The sequence below is a fragment of the Clostridium thailandense genome (assembly GCF_019207025.1).
Lineage (GTDB): Bacteria > Bacillota > Clostridia > Clostridiales > Clostridiaceae > Clostridium_AM > Clostridium_AM thailandense.
On the sequence record NZ_JAEEGC010000094.1, the window covers coordinates 1 to 18345 of the forward strand.

12 protein-coding genes and 1 other annotated feature are annotated in these 18345 nt (G+C 31.7%); of the genes, 8 read left to right on the forward strand and 4 right to left on the reverse strand.

What is annotated here, in order from left to right; genetic code table 11:
• The first annotated feature begins 103 nt into the window (after positions 1–103).
• The 3 genes from I6U48_RS17395 to I6U48_RS17405 all read left to right on the forward strand — a co-directional run bounded on the left by I6U48_RS17395 (position 104) and on the right by I6U48_RS17405 (position 2963).
• On the forward strand, positions 104–973 hold the full coding sequence (locus I6U48_RS17395) for a protease complex subunit PrcB family protein (RefSeq protein WP_218321737.1): 870 nt from the start codon (positions 104–106) through the stop codon (positions 971–973).
• A gap of 60 nt (positions 974–1033) precedes the next feature.
• A complete protein-coding gene (locus I6U48_RS17400; RefSeq protein WP_312891070.1) occupies positions 1034–1810 on the forward strand; it encodes an SIMPL domain-containing protein in 777 nt (258 codons plus the stop codon).
• A gap of 358 nt (positions 1811–2168) precedes the next feature.
• Positions 2169–2963 (forward strand): HAD family hydrolase, encoded by a 795-nt coding sequence (locus tag I6U48_RS17405; protein ID WP_218321739.1) that lies wholly within the window; start codon positions 2169–2171, stop codon positions 2961–2963.
• A 60-nt stretch (positions 2964–3023) separates the two neighbouring features.
• Here the strand turns inward: I6U48_RS17405 and I6U48_RS17410 are convergent, their stop codons facing one another.
• Both I6U48_RS17410 and I6U48_RS17415 read right to left on the reverse strand, forming a co-directional pair.
• Positions 3024–4070: a DNA polymerase IV gene (locus I6U48_RS17410; protein WP_218321740.1), complete on the reverse strand. Its 1047-nt coding sequence runs from the start codon at positions 4068–4070 to the stop codon at positions 3024–3026.
• A gap of 261 nt (positions 4071–4331) precedes the next feature.
• Positions 4332–5228 carry a DMT family transporter gene (locus tag I6U48_RS17415; protein ID WP_218321741.1) on the reverse strand — a complete coding sequence of 299 codons (897 nt, stop codon included), beginning with the start codon at positions 5226–5228 and terminating at the stop codon, positions 4332–4334.
• A gap of 182 nt (positions 5229–5410) precedes the next feature.
• On the opposite strand from I6U48_RS17415, the gene clpB reads away from it, so the two are divergent.
• Positions 5411–8005: an ATP-dependent chaperone ClpB gene (gene clpB / locus I6U48_RS17420; RefSeq protein WP_218321742.1), complete on the forward strand. Its 2595-nt coding sequence runs from the start codon at positions 5411–5413 to the stop codon at positions 8003–8005.
• Between the two features lie 67 nt (positions 8006–8072).
• Positions 8073–8501: a hypothetical protein gene (locus I6U48_RS17425; RefSeq protein WP_218321743.1), complete on the forward strand. Its 429-nt coding sequence runs from the start codon at positions 8073–8075 to the stop codon at positions 8499–8501.
• Between the two features lie 57 nt (positions 8502–8558).
• On the opposite strand, the gene I6U48_RS17430 is transcribed toward I6U48_RS17425, so the two are convergent.
• Entirely contained in the window at positions 8559–9989 is a 1431-nt protein-coding gene (locus tag I6U48_RS17430) for a sodium:solute symporter family protein (RefSeq protein WP_218321744.1), read from the reverse strand.
• A 248-nt stretch (positions 9990–10237) separates the two neighbouring features.
• Positions 10238–10446, reverse strand: a binding site (T-box leader).
• Between the two features lie 393 nt (positions 10447–10839).
• Between I6U48_RS17430 and I6U48_RS17435 the strand changes: the two genes are divergently transcribed.
• Both I6U48_RS17435 and I6U48_RS17440 read left to right on the forward strand, forming a co-directional pair.
• Positions 10840–15606, forward strand: coding sequence for a cell wall-binding repeat-containing protein (locus I6U48_RS17435; protein ID WP_246615419.1), 4767 nt, complete (start codon positions 10840–10842; stop codon positions 15604–15606).
• Between the two features lie 123 nt (positions 15607–15729).
• Positions 15730–16578, forward strand: a complete 849-nt coding sequence (locus I6U48_RS17440; protein ID WP_218321746.1) for a hypothetical protein — start codon at positions 15730–15732, stop codon at positions 16576–16578.
• Between the two features lie 124 nt (positions 16579–16702).
• Here I6U48_RS17440 and I6U48_RS17445 read toward each other — a convergent pair whose 3' ends face one another.
• Complete coding sequence (locus I6U48_RS17445) at positions 16703–17305, reverse strand: 3'-5' exonuclease (protein WP_218321747.1); 603 nt, start codon at positions 17303–17305, stop codon at positions 16703–16705.
• A gap of 288 nt (positions 17306–17593) precedes the next feature.
• Between I6U48_RS17445 and I6U48_RS17450 the strand changes: the two genes are divergently transcribed.
• Positions 17594–18103, forward strand: coding sequence for a putative ABC transporter permease (locus I6U48_RS17450; RefSeq protein ID WP_312891072.1), 510 nt, complete (start codon positions 17594–17596; stop codon positions 18101–18103).
• Positions 18104–18345: the final 242 nt, after the last annotated feature.

Below are 18345 nucleotides of genomic sequence, written 5' to 3' on the forward strand. Positions count from 1 at the left end.
AATTGTAAGATGATAATTTATTTTTTTATTTTTTGAAGCGTAATGGAAAGTTTACTCGTCTATATGTATAGAGAATCAAAAGTTAAATTTAGGAGGTTTAAGTATGAATAGGAAGAATATATTAATATTCACATTAATTATTTCAGCTATTTCTGCAGTACCAGCTAATTTTGTAAAAGCTCAAGAAGACCAACCTAAGGTTATAAGTGCGATTTGCAGCAAACCCCCTCAAGGAATTACTACAAATGAGCTAAAACCTTATGTGTTAAACGAAAAAGAAATAGCAAATGTATTTGGAAATTATTCTAACGAAATTGAAAAACTAAAACTTCATTCTGGGTATTATGTTTTTGATAATGAAAAGTATGGTTTAGAAGCCTCGGATATTTATGTTTTAATTTCTTTAGGAAAGAGAAACAGTACAGGCTATGGTATTAATGTAGCATCTGTAGAGGACGTAGAAGGAATTTCTAAAATTGCTATTCAAGAAACAAAGCCATCATCTAATGATATGGTAGGAGAATCTATTACTTATCCATATATAATTGTAAAGTTTCAGCAAGGAACTCAAAATGTTAAAGTTATAACAGAAAGTGAAACAGAGCTATCTCCACTAGTGAATTCATCAGAGCTTCAGGAACAGAATTGGACTGACATTCAAGCTCGTTTAAATGTTCCAATAAATAAAGAATGGCTTATTACCTTTAAAAATAATATATTAAAAGAGAATATTAGTGATGATACAATTTATGTTAGAGACAGCAGAGGATATAAAGTGGCAGTGGATCTTACTGTTGGAGATGACAACAAAACAGTAAAAGTTACTCCAGCAGATAAATATGAAGAAGGACAAACTTATTATCTTTTTGTATCTAAAACAACTAATTCACAAAAGGATTCAACCAATAAAATAAAAGGTTATCGAATGGCCTTTAATATTTTAGGTGATGTAACGATAGGTGATGTTGAATAATAGAATAATGGCTTGTTATGTTACTTTATTATAAGTATTAACATAAATAATATTTAAGGAGTGATAAAATTGAAAAATACTAATTTAACAAGGAAAAAGTGGACATTTATCTTTATGTCTGCAGTTATGTTTATTTTCTTAATGGGAGTGAGCCTAACTCCAAATTATAAGGTGTTAGCTGCAGAAGATACAGCTAATTCAGCCACAGCCAGAACAATAAATGTTACTGGAGATGGCGAAGTAGATGCAGTTCCTGATATTGCTTATTTGTCTTTAGGCGTAACAACAGAAAAGACCACTGTAGGTGAGGCTCAAACAGTTAATTCTACAGCAGTGAACAATATCATCAGTGCCATTAAGAAACAGGGAATAGCAAGTCAGGATATTAAGACATCTAATTATACTATTAGCCCTAAATATAACTATGATGATAAAACAGGAAATAGCACAGTTGTTGGTTATATTGTTACGAGCACTTTAAGTGTTACAGTTAAAAACATAAGCTTAGCTGGAAGTATAATTGACACAGCTGTAGCAAATGGAGCAAATGATTCTAATGGAGTTAGTTTTGGAGTTAATGATTATGCAAAATACTATAATACAGCTTTAACAAATGCTATATCAAATGCAAAAGCTAAAGCACAGGTAATGGCTGGCTGTATAGATGTAAAAATATCGACTCCTACAAAAGTAATAGAAAACTCAAGTGGTGTTCCTGTTGAATATCCAGTTTTCTATAAATCATCACTGAAAAATGAATCAGCAGCAAGCAGTATGTCCGTAGAAGCAGGAACTTATAAAATAAAAGCAAGTGTAAACTTAGTATATGAGTATTAAACAAGCTTAGCTGCTTTGCAGCTCCATACGACCGAAAGTATATTTACACTCTGGTATATATACCTTCTGATGAGGATATATACATGAATACAGAAGGACTCCAAGAGGTTTAATTATAAATCAATTGGAGTTCTTTTGTATGCAGTTTTTTAGTTATCAAGGGTTACAAGGTAAGTATTTATACATAGATTATTCGTAGGGTTATCTGAATCGCAAATTCCATACGTAAAGAATAAAAAAGCGCCTGTATTATCCTAGCATATATTAGAAATAAATGGCCTTATCAATTCTTTTCTAGATAAAAAGTATAATTTATGTTACTATATAGCATGTAATTCTATTTTTAGGAGGAGAAAGAATGATTAAACTTATTGCAACGGATTTAGATGGCACTTTAATAAATGATTATGGAAAAATCAATGAAAAGATTTTTAGTTTGATAGAATTATTAAATAAAAAAAATATAATTTTTGCAGCAGCTAGTGGCAGATTTTATTCTCAGCTTAGTAAAAATTTTCAAAAATCCAACTCTAATATGTTATTTATTGCACATAATGGAGCTTTAATAAAATATAATAAGTCAGATAAAGTACTTTACTCAAATTGTATTAGGCAGGAAGATATAAAGAAGATAGCTAGTCTTAAACGTGATTTAGGTGAAGAATTATTTTTAGCAGGGGATGATACAGCATACATAGTAAATCCTTCACAAATAATTCTTGATGAATTTAAAAACTGTGAAGTTATCGCTGAAAAAGTAAAATCCTTTGATGAACTTAAATCTCCTATTTATAAAATGACTTATTATGTGAAAGATGGTGTAAAACCTGAGATGATAGAATATTTAAAAAGCAATATAAATGATAATCTTGAATTCGTGCTATCAGGAGACAAATGGATAGATATCGCTAATAAAGGTGTAAGTAAAGGTAATGCTATAAGAATACTTCAAGAAAAATTTAATATAGATGAAAAAGATACCATGGTATTTGGTGATTATTATAATGATTTAACCATGTTTAAAAGAGCTTACTATAGTTATGCAATGAAAAATGCGCCTGAGGATGTAAAAGAGCATGCTAATTTTATTGCAGAAAGTAACAATGACAATGGGGTGTATAAAGTAATCAATGAATATGCGGTTTCATTATAGATACCAACAACAGACACTTAACTTATGCTCCGGTAGATGTTAAGTGTCTAGTGTAGTCCTCTAAAATAAACTAAGTTGCTGAAGGTTCATTTCCTTTAAGGAAGAAATAGATACACCAATAAGTCTTATTTCTTCATTTAAATCTATGGAATATAATATATCTAAGGATTCTCTTAAAATATCTTCTTCTTTTGATATATAGAAAGGCAATGTTTTATTCTTTGTGTGGTTTTCAAATGTTGAGGTTTTGATCTTTAAAGTTAAGGTTTTTCCGCTGAGCCCCTTAATTGACAGGGTTCTTGATATGGAAGAACAAAAGCTCTTTATATAAACCTCTAATTCTTTTTTATTCTTGGTATCACTTTTTAGTGTGGTTTCTCTACCAATAGATTTTGTTTCTCTAGATATTTCTACTTTTCTATTGTCTATGCCTCTGATTCGTTTATATATTTCAATACCGTATTTACCAAAAAATTCTGTTAGGAAATCTGGAGCTAGGGTATATAGATCTTCAATAGTAAATATACCGATTGAATTAAGTTTATTAGTTGATTTTTTGCCTAATCCATAAATTTTATTTATAGGTAAAGGTAATAAAACCTTTGGAATCATATCTTTGGTTATAATTTTTAATCCGTTTGGCTTATTCCAATCAGAGGCCAATTTAGCAAGAAACTTGTTGTAAGAAATTCCTACCGATATAGTAAGACCTGTAGCTTTTACAACCATTTCTTTTATAAACATAGCTACTGAAACAGGGTCTTTATTAAGTTCAGTAATATCAAGATAAGCCTCATCAATACTTAGAGGTTCTACATAAGGTGTTATTTCATAAAAGATCTTAAATATTTCTCGAGATACTTCCTTGTATCTATTTATTCTAGTGGGAAGATAAATACCATTAGGACATTGGGCTTTTGCCATATATATAGGCATAGCACTCCTCACACCATATTTTCTAGCTTCATAGGAACAAGTTGCAACTACTCCTCTTTCTGACCTACCTCCAACTATTACTGGTTTTCCTTTTAGTTTTGGAGTATCTATGACCTCTACAGAAGCAAAAAAGGCATCCATATCCACATGAAGAATAACTCTTTCACTCATATTTTCCTCCGATTGAATTAACATAGAAACTACATTATATATAAAGTTTATCGCTTAATATATTATATCAAACATATGTTCTCAAGACAAGGATTTCATTTTATATATAGAGAATCACAGGCGAAATCAGACTTATGCTGAGTTATATAATACTAATCTACAGTGCGTTAAATATTTTCAGGTTAGTATCATATAACTCAGTATAAATTTATTTTCCATTGCTTTAAAACTAGATTATGCTTAACGCTAATAAAAATAGGATTATAAAAATAGCAGTGTGACACCTGTTAAAGCTATAACAGATCCTAATATTTCTTTTGTAGCTATTTTTTCTTTAAATATAATTATAGATGCCGGTATAATTAATATAGGGGTTATAGATGTTATTGTGGAAACAATAGCCGTAGGTGCGTGTTGGACAGCTAGTAGTGATAACGAAACACCAATAAATGGTCCGAAAAATGATCCGATACTTATACTTTGCATTGCCTTCTTATCTTTTAATGCTGTATATATATTTGTCCAATTTTTTGTAACTGTAATAACAACACAAAATCCTAAAATTGCGGCTATAATTCTGATTTGAGTGGCAGCAAAAGGGTTATAGGAACCCATGCCAAATTTACTAAATACAAGTCCAAAAGCTTGGCCTAATGCTCCCATAAAGGCATATATTAAGCCTTTTATTGGATGGGAAAAGGTGATTTTTTTATCATCCGAATCTTTCGTTAGTATTACAAGAGCAATTCCTACAATAGTTGTAACCATCCCTATGAAACCTAATAATGTTATTTTCTCGTTCATTAATATGTAGCCAGTTACTGCAGTTATTGGTGGTACTATGGACATTATTAATTGAGATACACGGGAACCAATTTCCACATAGGCTTGAAATAAAAATAAATCACCTATTACAAAACCTATTAATCCAGATATAAGCAGCCAGAGCCAGGTGAAGCCTGAGGCATCTGTAGGTAAGAAAATCCCTCTTGTGAAAAAATTAAAAATTGAAATTAGTATAAAAGCTATGAAAAGCCTTATTAGATTTACGCAAAGAGAACCAACTTTTTTTCCAGCAAATTCAAAGGCAACAGCAGTAATTGTCCAGCATATTGCAGTTGCGAGTGAGGCTAATACTCCTAGATGCGATTGTAACATAAAATATTCCTCCATATGAGTTAAGTTTGTGATTTTGAACTCTTTTATATATTCTAAAGGTTATGATAGTATATGTCCACAAAAAATAAAAAAATAGTAAAATATACTTTGACTTTCTTTGACTTTAGTATTATTATTTTAATAAAGAGTAAAATAATAACACAGATAGGAGAAGATGAATTATGAACATAGAAAAAATGACTATAAGGGTACAGAAAAGTTTAAATGAAGCTCAATTAACAGCAGTTAGATTTAACCATCAGCAAGTAGATGTAATTCATCTATTTTCGGCTTTAGTAGAGCAGGAAGATGGCTTAATACCAAATGTATTCGAAAAGATGGGTATAAATCTAAAGACTTTAAAACAAGAAATACATCTTCAATTGGATAAAATGCCTAAAGTTTTAGGTGAGGGAGCTCAAAACTCAAGTGTTTATGCAACTAGGCGTATAGAAGAGGTTTTAGTTAAAGCAAATTCTATAGCTGAAAAATTTAAGGACTCTTATATAAGTGTGGAACATGCTATGTTAGCTATTATGGACATAGATAATAGAGGAGTAGTAGGAAATATATTAGCTAAGTTTAATATACAAAAATCAGATTTCATGAAGGTGTTGTCTCAAGTTAGGGGAAGTCAAAGAGTTGATACCCAGGATCCTGAAGGTACTTATGATGCATTAGCTAAATATGGAACAAATCTAGTTGAATTAGCTAAAAAGCATAAATTGGATCCAGTCATAGGAAGAGATGAAGAAATTAGAAGAACTATAAGAATACTTTCAAGAAGGACTAAGAATAATCCAGTATTGATAGGAGAACCAGGAGTAGGTAAAACTGCAATAGTAGAGGGATTAGCAGAAAGAATTATCAGAGGAGATGTACCAGAAGGATTAAAAGATAAGATAATATTTTCTTTGGATATGGGGGCATTAATTGCTGGTGCAAAATATAGAGGAGAGTTTGAGGAAAGATTAAAAGCCGTTCTTAAGGAAGTGCAAAACTCTAATGGAAGAATAATACTCTTTATAGATGAAATTCACACTATAGTTGGAGCCGGAAAGACAGATGGAGCCATGGATGCAGGTAATCTTATTAAACCACTGCTTGCAAGAGGAGAACTTCACTGCATAGGTGCAACTACCTTTGATGAATATAGACAATATATTGAAAAGGATAAGGCCCTAGAGAGAAGATTTCAGAAGGTTTCTATAGAGGAACCTACAGTGACAGATACTATTTCTATATTGAGAGGACTAAAGGAAAGATTTGAAATACACCATGGTATTAGGATACATGATTCTGCTATTGTAGCAGCTGCAAAGCTTTCTGATAGATATATTCAGGGAAGATTTTTACCTGACAAGGCTATTGATTTAATAGATGAAGCAGGTGCTATGATAAGAAGTGAAATTGACTCTCTTCCTACAGAATTAGATATGGTTAGGAGAAAACTTTTCCAACTAGAAACTGAAAAAGAGGCTCTTTCAAAGGAAAATGATAGTGCTTCAAAGGCAAGATTGGAAACATTAAGTAAGGAACTTGCAGAACTTAAGGGGAAGAATGATGAAATGACTGCTAAGTATGAGAAGGAAAAAGGTCATATCCTTGAAATAAGGAATCTTAAGGCGCAGTTAGATGAAGCAAGAGGAAATATAGAAAAGTATGAAAGAGAATACGATTTGAACAAAGTAGCAGAACTAAGATATGGGCTTATTCCTAAACTTGAAGAAGAAATAAAGGAAAAAGAAGAAGACATGAAGGAAAATTATGAAGGAGCTCTATTAAAGGAAGAAGTAACTGAAAACGAAATATCAGAAATAGTAGGTAAGTGGACCGGAATTCCGGTATCTAAGCTAGTAGAAGGAGAAAGAGAAAAGCTTTTAAGGCTAGAGGACGATTTACAAAAAAGAGTTATAGGACAGGAAGAAGCAGTAAGAAGTGTATCCAACTCAGTAATTAGAGCAAGAGCAGGGATGAAAGACGAGAAAAGGCCAATAGGCTCCTTTATATTTCTTGGTCCAACTGGAGTTGGTAAAACAGAGCTTGCAAAAACCTTAGCTAGAAATTTGTTCGATAGTGAAGAAAATATTATAAGAATAGACATGTCAGAATATATGGAGAAGTATTCAGTATCAAGACTTATAGGAGCGCCTCCAGGATATGTAGGATATGAAGAGGGGGGACAGTTAACAGAAGCGGTTAGAAGAAAGCCCTATTCAGTAATCCTGTTTGATGAGATAGAAAAAGCTCACGAGGATGTATTTAATGTATTTTTGCAAATTTTAGACGATGGAAGACTTACTGATAACAAAGGAAAAACTGTTGACTTTAAAAATACTATAATAATAATGACTTCAAATATAGGAAGCAGCTATCTGCTGGAAAACAAGAGTGAAAATTCTATAGACGAAAATATTAGGATATCTGTAATGAATGAAATGAAGGCAAGATTTAAACCGGAATTTTTAAACAGACTTGATGATATAATATTATTTAAACCATTGACTAACGAAGGAGTTAAGAAAATAATAGATATATTCTTAAGAGATGTTAAAAAGAGACTTAATGATAGGAATATTACAATGACTATTACTGAAGCGGCCAAAGAGCTTTTAGCTAAGGAAGGTTATGATCCAGTTTATGGAGCTAGACCACTTAGAAGGTATATTGAAAACACTTTAGAAACAAGTATAGCTAGAAAGATAATAGCTGGTGAAATTTATGATGGATGCAATATAACTATTGGTTCTAGTGGCGATAACATCATAATTCAGTAATTTTACCATTTCAGTTAAGGGATAAATAGCAATTATTTACACACAATATTTTAAGAGGTGATTTTAAATGAGTGGAGATGTTGAACTGCTAAATTATATTTATCAAAATTCTGAAATGGGTCAGCGTACATTAACGCAGTTACTTGGAATAGTAAAAGATGATGTTTTTAAACGAAATTTAGAATCTCAGCTTAATGAATATAGGGAAATATTCGATATATCAGACTCAAAGCTTAAAGAAGTAAACAAAGAAGCAAAGGGAATTGGTGTTCTAACTAAGGTTTCAACTTATGTTTCTATAAATCTTAATACCCTGACTGATAAAGCACCATCGCATATATCTGAGCTTTTAATTAGAGGCAGCACTATGGGCATAGTAGATATCACAAGAAATCTAAAGCGATATGACGATATGGATAAAGAAATAGTTGATCTAGGAAAGAGACTACTGAAATTTGAACAAAGAAATATAGAAGAGCTCAAAAAGTTTCTTTAAATACAATTATGGCAGAGGATAGTCCCTCTGCCATTTAAAATAAATATTTATTAAATTTTAGTCTAATTCAGATAACAGGCTGCTATTTGATGCCTTATTCATGTGTTTAAGTCCTTCTTTATCTAATATAGACACTAATAAGAATGTTGACAAACAGGCTATCCACTCCATAAATATTACATGAGGAAAGATTCTTACTGCTGGCACTAGCTGCCATAAGAAAAGAACTACTATTCCAACTAGAGTAGTAAAAAATGCTGAATTCTTTCTACATAATTTAGGTGAAAATATAGTAAACAAGAAAGTAATTGTAAAGGCAGTAGATAAACTTAATCCTATGGATATAGCTTTTAAAATACCACCCATAGATAAAGCAAGGGCGAAAGTTATAATTCCAAGTATACAAACGCATAATTTATTTATTACTAAAAGGTTTTTATCATCAGCATTAGGGTTGATAAATTGTTTATATACATCTTGTGAAAATAAAGTAGCTGATCCTAAAAGTATGCTGCAGGCTGAAGAAACATCTGCCGCCCAAAGTGCTGCTAAAGTTAACCCTGCGATTAATGGATTTAGTGAGAGTATCATCTTAGGCAAAGCTAAAGTAGCAGGTACTCCAGGAAAAGCTGTTCTTGCAGCCATTCCTATAAGAGCACACAAAAAACCTATAGGAATCATTAAAAGCCCGCCAATTATAAATCCATTTCTTGCAGTTTTTGCATCTTTGGAAGCAAAGGTTAATTGTACAGGTCCTTGCATTGACATTGCCTGAGTTGTCATTACTAAAATCCAGCTTAATATGACCCAAAATCCAGTTCCTTTTATAAAACTAAAGTAAGGTATATTATGAGGAAGTTGAAGGCTCAAATTTTGAATTCCACCTCTTGAAGCCACAGCTAATATTGTGCATAGAATTACTCCCATATATTTCAAAGGCACATTAAATAAGTTACATAGTCCTGCAGACCACATGCCTCCTATAAAGGTTATACTTATAAACACACATGCACTTACTATCATACCTGTTTTTAAGGTAAAAACATTGGGAAGTAGTGATGAAAGAATAGCTCCTCCTGCAATATATTGAAGAGATACAACTACAAGGTTTATAACTATCTGGCATATAACGCAAATCACTCTGCTTTTTCTGTCATAAAATCTACCAAAAAGCTCTGGTACTGTTGAAACATTAAATTCTCGATATCTTCCAGCTAGTACAACTCCCATTACTATAGCGCCTAAGCCCCAAGCTACATTATACCAACCAGCTGAAAGTCCCACAGAGTAAGCTTGCTCAGCTACACCTATGGTAGATGCTCCGCCTATAGCAAGGCCTACAAGAGAACAGGTTACAAGTGGGGTAGTAAGATTTCTACCTGCTAAAGTATAACTTTCTCCACCTTTTGAAGCTTTTTTTCTAGCTATAAAGCTTATTGAAAAAAGTATAAATATATAAATTATAACTATTATTAAAGAAATATTCATTTAATTTGCCCCCTTTAATTTTTATATTAGAATAGATTTTAAAATATAAATAACCATCACTAATGAAGAAATCCCCAGTTCTTCATTAATAAATTCATCAAATAGTATTAGTATCAATATATATTTGGTGAATTCAGGAAATAAAAAAACGCCCCTGGCCAAGGGACGAATTATTCGTGGTACCACCCTAATTAATCAATATATAATAAAAAATAAGGTTATAAATAAAATAAAAAAAGCACCTATGACAAAGGGACGAGCTTTGTCGTGGTACCACCCTACTTTTAATTATAAAATTAATCTTCTCTTACTCTTAACGTGAGTTACTCGGCTCAGCTTACTAATATTTCAGCTTGCAGTTCAGGAATGTATTTCATCAAGATTCTCAAACAGTTTACACCAGCCACTGTCTCTCTTTGTGATACACTTAATTACTTTTTTCCGTCATTACTTTTAATATTTATTTGAAAAAATTATAATTGAATTTTGAAATAAACACAAATAGGAAAAGTTCTATTATTATAAATGTTATTAATAATTCTCTTGTTTTCTTAAATTTTCTTAGTAATTTGCATAGAACTGATAAAAAATTATATCTTTTACAATTTAATTTAAAGGATGACATTTATTAATTTCATATGAGTTGTGGTAATTAATCATATATTTTATAGTTATTAATATAATGTTCATATTGTTATATAAAATGAAGTATAGATATATTGTGGATTCGATGGTATAATTTAGTAAGAGGTTCTAAGCAAAAATACTAGAAAAGCTTTAATGTATTTTCACCTTGTAGATTAGTTTGTAGATTAGAATGAAAATTTTTATATTTAGGGGGGGATCTAACTTGAATAGAAAGCGTACAAGAGCACTTGCAAGTACTACACTTATTTCTTTAGTATTATCTACTTCAACTTTAGCAACTAATCCAGTTTATGCAGCAGAAGGACGAGTCACGAGAATAAGCGGAGCAGATAGATATGAGACAGCGGCTCAGGTTGCAACAACAAACTGGTCTTATGGAACGGAAAATGTAGTGTTAGTTAGTGGAGAAGGATATGCAGATGCAGTAAGTGCATCATCTTTGGCAAAACAACTGAATGCGCCAATACTTTTAACGAACTCTAATACTTTAAATAGTGATGCAAAGTCAGCACTAGACACGCTAAAACCTAATAATATATACGTTATAGGAGGAAATGCTTCAATAAGCCAAGGAGTAAGAACTACTTTAAGAAATTATGGATATAATTTAATAGAACTTCAAGGAATAAACAGATATGAAACAAATGTAGCAGTAGCTAAAAAAATGGTTGAATTAGGAGTAAGTGCAGAAAATGTTATATTAGCCTCTGGAGAAGGGTTTTCAGATGCCTTATCGGTAGCTCCAGTAGCGGCTGCTAAAGGACAAATATTATTACTAGGAAGTAATGATAGTAGTTCAATGCAATCTACAATTAATTTTGTAAAAGCTAATAATTCACAGGTTACAGTGGTTGGAACAAGTAATGTTATAAGTGATTATATATATAATCTTTTAAATGCTGTTGAAAGAGTTAATGGTGGAGCTAATAGATTTGAAACTAATGTAAATGTATTAAACAAATTTGATTCATCTTTGAAGTCTGATAAGCTATATATTGCTAATGCCAGTGGAGATGGATATGCAGATGCTTTAGTAGCATCCGCTTTAGCAGGTAAAACAGATGCACCATTAGTGTTAGTTGATAATTATGGAAGTAGTGGTACAAATAATGCTTTAAGCTATATTAGATCAAAAGCAACTGAAGAAACTGATCTCAATGTTATAGGTGGATCAGGAGTCGTTTCAGAGTCAACAGTTTATGATATAAATAATATAATCAGTCAAAAAGGTTCATCAAATTCTAATACTAGTGATACAGTTAAATCAATAGAAACAATAAGCTTAAACCAAATGAAAATTCATTTTAATACATCTGTTGATGAAGATTCTGCTGAAGATGTAACAAACTATAAAATAGATGGAACACAGCTCACTAAATTAGATGACGGTGTTGCTGATGATGAAAATGGAGCATCGGCTACCAAAATCGATGATAATACTGTTGTAATAACCTTCGCTCATCCAAGGAAACAATATGATGATGTAACAATTACAGTTAAAAAGGGTATACTAACTGAGGACAAAGATAATTCAATCGACGGATTTGAACAAGATGTAACGTTTTCAGACACTACACCTCCTGAATTAAAAAAGGTATCCGTAGAAGGTAATAGCCAGCTAACAGTGGAGTTTTCAGAGGCTGTTAATATGAAAAGTATAAGTGAATTAAAAAGCAAATTCAAAGTTGATGGACAGAGCTTAGGAAACTATGGAGTAAATACAGAATACAGTGAAATCAAAGATGGTTTAAAAATAAATAGTAGTTCATACGGACCAACAGGTACATGGGCAAACAAAGTGACTTTCTATCTTGATTCACCAATTGAAGAGGGAAATCATACATTAAAAATTTCAGATGGAGACAGCAATGGATTATTGTCTGATGCTGCTGGGTTTACTTTTAGAGAGGAGAGTCAAGATTTCGATGTCGACGATATGTCTACTAAACCAACAGTTAGATCTGTAAAAGAAGTATCAAGTGGAAAAATTTATATTACTTTTGATAGGCCAATGGATATACAGACGGCTAAAGATCTTTCGAACTATCAGGTAAATGGTAGAAAACTAAGTAATATTTCAGGGGCATATATAGAAACTGATGATAATGATACTGTAATAAAGTTAAAACATGTAAGCGATGGAACAATTGAAACTGGATCAAATACACTCTATATAAGTGATCATGTTAAAGATGCTTATGGAAACAGAGTATCTGATGATACTAGAGTAAATTTTGAAGATGAAAAAGATGAGACAAAGCCTACTGTAGAAAGTGTTAGTATAGTAGATAGCGAAACTATTCGTGTAAGGTTCAGTAAGGATGTTGATTACAGCTATGCTACCAATATATCAAACTATAAATTAGAGGATAATAAAGATACGGATATAACTGATCATATTAAAGAAATATATAGCACTTCAGGTGAATCAGACACATCCGATACAGATACCTATAATATAAAATTATATAAATATAATCCTGATGATTCAGACGATGATTGGAGATTAACTGGTTCAAAGTATACTTTGAGCATAGAGAATATAATTGATACATCCTCTTCTCCAAATACGATGGAAGATTATTCAGAAACTATTAGTGGTAATGATGATGTTGCTCCTAGAGGAGTGGGAATATATGCGAAGCTTAGAGACGTTTCAGATACAAATAAAGATAGCGTCATTATTTATTTTAGTGAACCAATGGATGCATCGACAATTACAGATAAATCTAATTATAAATTTATAAATGGAGAGGGCGATACTAAGTCATTACCAAGCGATACGGAGATATCTACTGGTGGCGATGACAAGAGTGCTATAATTGAATTTCCATCAAGCTATCATGTAAAAACTACAGGTAAAACTACTAATGGTTCTGCCAATGATGTAACTGCTGTATCTGTATTTAATGTAAAAGATGAAGAAGGAAATGTTCTAGATGGTGTGGCATATAACAATGATAATAAGATCGATCAAGCTGTATCAGGTGCTAAGGTAAAAGCTAAGACAATGAGAGTTTACTATGATGACGATGACTTAAAAGTTGATATCAAATTTGATAGGTCAATATCAGAAATAACTCCATCAGACTTTACTCTAGGAGGAATAAAACCAAGCACTGCCAATATTAATGGAGACAAGGTGATACTTATATATAAAGAAGGTGCAAAGGCTACTTCAGATGAAAAGGCAGCACATCCAATAACTTATGCTAATGGAAAAATAAACGATGATCCGACTAAGATAGAACTTGTAAAAGCTCAAGGGCAAGATGCTAAATTAGAAATAGTTTCAACTGGTACAATAGATGAAACTGGTGCCAGGGTGTCTAGGGATAGTAATGGAAATGTGGCAGATCTTTCATATGATCAAGAGACAATATATGACTATGATGCTGCTCCAAGAACTACTTGCTCAGATGATTCTGATGCAGATTATTGGACAGCAACAAAAGATAGTAATGGCACGAAAGTGTATATAACATTTGATACGCCTCTCGATCCTAATAGTGGTACTAAAACAGATGATTTTACATTTGTTGGCAACAACGGAACAGATATTAAGCCAGATTCATTGAGGGTAGATGGATCAACTCTTATATTTACTTTTGACAGTGACAACAAAGATTATAAGGCATTTAATGGAGGCACAATTGATATAAGGGCTAAAAGCAGTGTATCACTTAGAACTAAAAAAGATGCGGATGGTGAGTATGCTGAATATGAACCTTCAAGTGATGATATAAGAAGGAGAACTATAACTATAACAGAAAGCGACACTCCAGTAACACCAACAGGACAAGTTGATTTATCAACCGTAGCAGTTAATACCTCGGCAGTACCATTTTCAACTGTAGTAACCTTTAAATTAAATGTTACAGATCCTGCAAACTACAACGTGAAAGTAAAAGGAGTAGATGCAATATTTAACGCTTCAACGAATACTTTTGCAGCAACAGTTGATGGCACTTATACAGTAGCTCAATTTACATCATCAGATTTTGTGCCTACTAAGAAAACTACTTCAGGACAAGTTGATACATCAAGTATAGCAGTTAACACCGCGGTAGTACCATTTTCAACTGTGGTAACCTTTAAATTAAATGTTACGGATCCTGCAAGCTACAGCGTAAAAGTAAAAGGAATAGATGCAATATTTAATGCTTCAACGAATACTTTTGCAGCAACAGTTGATGGCACTTATACAGCAGCTCAATTTATGTCATCGGATTTTGTTCTTACTAAGAAAACTACTTCGGGAAACTCAACAAACACGACAAGTTCAATTTTAGAAGGTGCAGCTTTGGTTGATGCACTAGGTTATGAGAATAATGGAAAAACGCAATTTAGTTTAAATGGAGTTACCAAGGTAAATCCATCGGATACATTTAAATATACTATATCAACAACGGGTAATGCAGTAGCTACCCCAAATGTAGGAGACGATTTATCAGCATGGACAACTGTGACAGATGGCAATACAGTTACGATTGCCAATGGAGTCCATATTGGGATAGCTGAAGTAAATTCTTACGGAAAAGTAGTTAAATTTGTTGATAAAACTGCTGTTGTAAAAGATTATACTGCAGCTACATCTGGTAAAATAGCGGCAGGAAATGTAGTAGATTTAACTACTACAATGACAAATAAAACTGGATCATTAGTTATAAAGATTAATGGAATAGACGAGGCACACACATTTACTTTATCTTTGGATAATCATGCAGCATTTTACGATGTTAATAGTTTGGCATCCTCTATAGGATTAGCACAAAATAGTATAGCAATATCTTTAAATGATGTAGCAAACGTAACTATAACTAATGGTAAGCTTGTTATAACTAGCAAGTCTACAGGAACAACATCCACAGTTTCGGTATCTGCTAGCGGTACAAATGCTTCAGATGTATTGAAACTAACAGGTTTTACAAGTAGTGAAGTAGTTACAGGCACAGCTGGAGCTAACTAAAATTTTATCTTATTTAGAAATAAAAATGTGGTAGAATCAACCACATTTTTATTTTATTTCTATGAACATAACAGAAAAATATTCATATAATAAATTGATGTGATGTTTAATAGGAGGAAAATTATGAATTATAACAATGAAATGGAATACTATACACCTTTTCAGTATCCTATAATGTGTCCAATGATGATGTATAGAATGGAAAACTCAGAGAGAAAAATAAAACCACAGCAACCAATGCAACAAGCAAAGCCACAACCACAGCCTAAGCCATACATGGCACCACAACAGCCTAAACCATACGTGGCACCACAGCCTAAACCATATCAGTCGCCGCAGACTACACAAGAAGTGAAAATACAACCTAAAATAGAACCAACAAAAATGGAGTTGAATATACAACCTCAATTGCAACCACAAAGTATGGAACTAGGTATACACCCTAAAGTAGAACCACAGAATATGGAAATAAATATTCAGCCTAAGATGGAAATGCAAAATATGGAACTAGGTATACAACCTAAAATAGAATCACAAAACATGGAATTAAATATACACCCAAAGATGGAACCACAAAATATGGAATTAAGTATTCAACCAAAAATGGAATCAACAAAAGTAGAGTTAGATATACAACCTAAAATACAACCTAAGATGGAAGCAGGTAATATGGAACTAAATATACAGCCTAAAATGGAATCTATAGTAATTGATCCGATAAAGTTGCAATTGAAAATAGAACCAATAATGGAGCCAACAAAAATGCAGCTACACATAGAACCAATTATGCAGACTGTCAAACAGCCAATGATGATGAAACCTCAAATGATGTATCCACCGGTAATGAAGCCTACCTATATGATGTATCCTATGAGACCATGTCCAATAATGATGCCATGCCCCATAATTAAGCGTCCGTGCTACATCATGGGAAAACCAATAAAAATGAAACAAATGCCTATCTGTAGGTAAATCTCCTTAGAAAGCATTTTATTTTTACAAATATATATTGTATTTTAACGCGTAAAAAAGTGTCTTGAAAAAGATTCGTCTTGAATAAAGAGGAATCTTTTCAATATACTTTTAGTGAATAGATTTAAATAACTTCATTTAAATTATATCCTAATTTTTGAGCTCTATAATAGCAAGATACAAGAGCCGCCACATCATATCTAGCGTCATGAAAATCTACAGTTCCACAACTAAAAAGTTTACGTGCACCCTTTAGAACTGTATTCTTATTTATCCCAAGAAAAGTCATAGTTTCTTCTAATCTTGGATTTTTTAATCTACCGGTTTTAGTTGTTGATTTTACTATTGATTTAAAAAACTCCATGGTACAAAAAAATTGTTTTGGAGACCAATTTGAATAATTTAATCTATCAAATTCTGCACGTACGAATTTTTGATCAAATTTTACATTGTGAGCAATAAATATACCCTCCTTAAAATCATCAGCTACCTCGGAAGCTACATTTTTAAATCTTTGTCCATTTGATAAAAGCTTTAAGGTTTTTATATTGAAACCATGGACTGCTTCTGCAGATGGATCAATATAATCTACTTCAAAAAAGAAATTCTTCGCAAAAGAAACTTTTTCTTCTCCTAAGTCATTTATATCACATACACAATATGTAAGTTGTAAAATCTCACCAGGTTCTAAACCTGTAGTTTCTGTATCTATAAAAATCTTTTTCATAAGTTATATCTCCTTAATATGCTTAATCTATATTTACTTTTAAAATTAAAAATAGATTTAAAGGAACTATTATAGCTATAGCAATAAAACGTATTTACATATAATAGTTTCCAAAAATATTTCACTTAAATAAGTATATAACATAAAAAAATACAAATCAATTGAGATATTACAATATAAAGATAAAATTGAAATGAGCCAGTACTATATCATAACATTATAAGGAAGAGTGAATGATTAAGAGTAGGATACAGTTTCTTTTAAAAGGTAATACTATACATTACAGAGGTGGTATTTTTGAAATATGCAAAGAATAAAATAATCCATTTTCTTGTATTTGGTAGTATATATTTAAATATAGAAATTTTTTCAAGAGCTTATTGTGGTTCATTAATTGGGTTTGAAGGAATTTCTAAATGGAGTTTATGTGGTTGGACTTCACTATGGATGTTTCCTATAGGCGGATTATGTGCTGTATTAATTGGTGGATTAAATGATAAACCTAATTATTATACACTCAAGATGTGGCAGCAGGTTATAATAGGAGGTTCTTTAATTACTGCAGTGGAATTACTTTCAGGAATATTTTTTAATATGTATTTACATTTAAACTTATGGAATTATTCACAAGAAAAGTTTAATTTTTTTGGACAAATATGCTTACAGAATTGTATTTACTGGTATTTATTAAGTGTAATAATAATATGGCTTGATGATTCATTATCTTATTACTATTATGGAGAAGAAAAACCTGGAGGATTATTAATATATTTCAAGAAACTAATAAGCTTAGAATAGATTTATTACTTAATATTTTATAAAAAGCAATTATTTATTATTAAGAAGATTGAGCTATTAATAATATACTTGAAAAAATAAATACAAAGCACAAAGTTGGTTCAACCAGATGTAGGGAAATAAGTGCTACTTAATTTCAATATAAAAATGCCAATATCTAAAGCAAGAGATATTGGCATTTTTATATTGAAATTTTATAAACAATGGAAGTTAAGCCAAAATTGTAACAGAATTAAATCTCA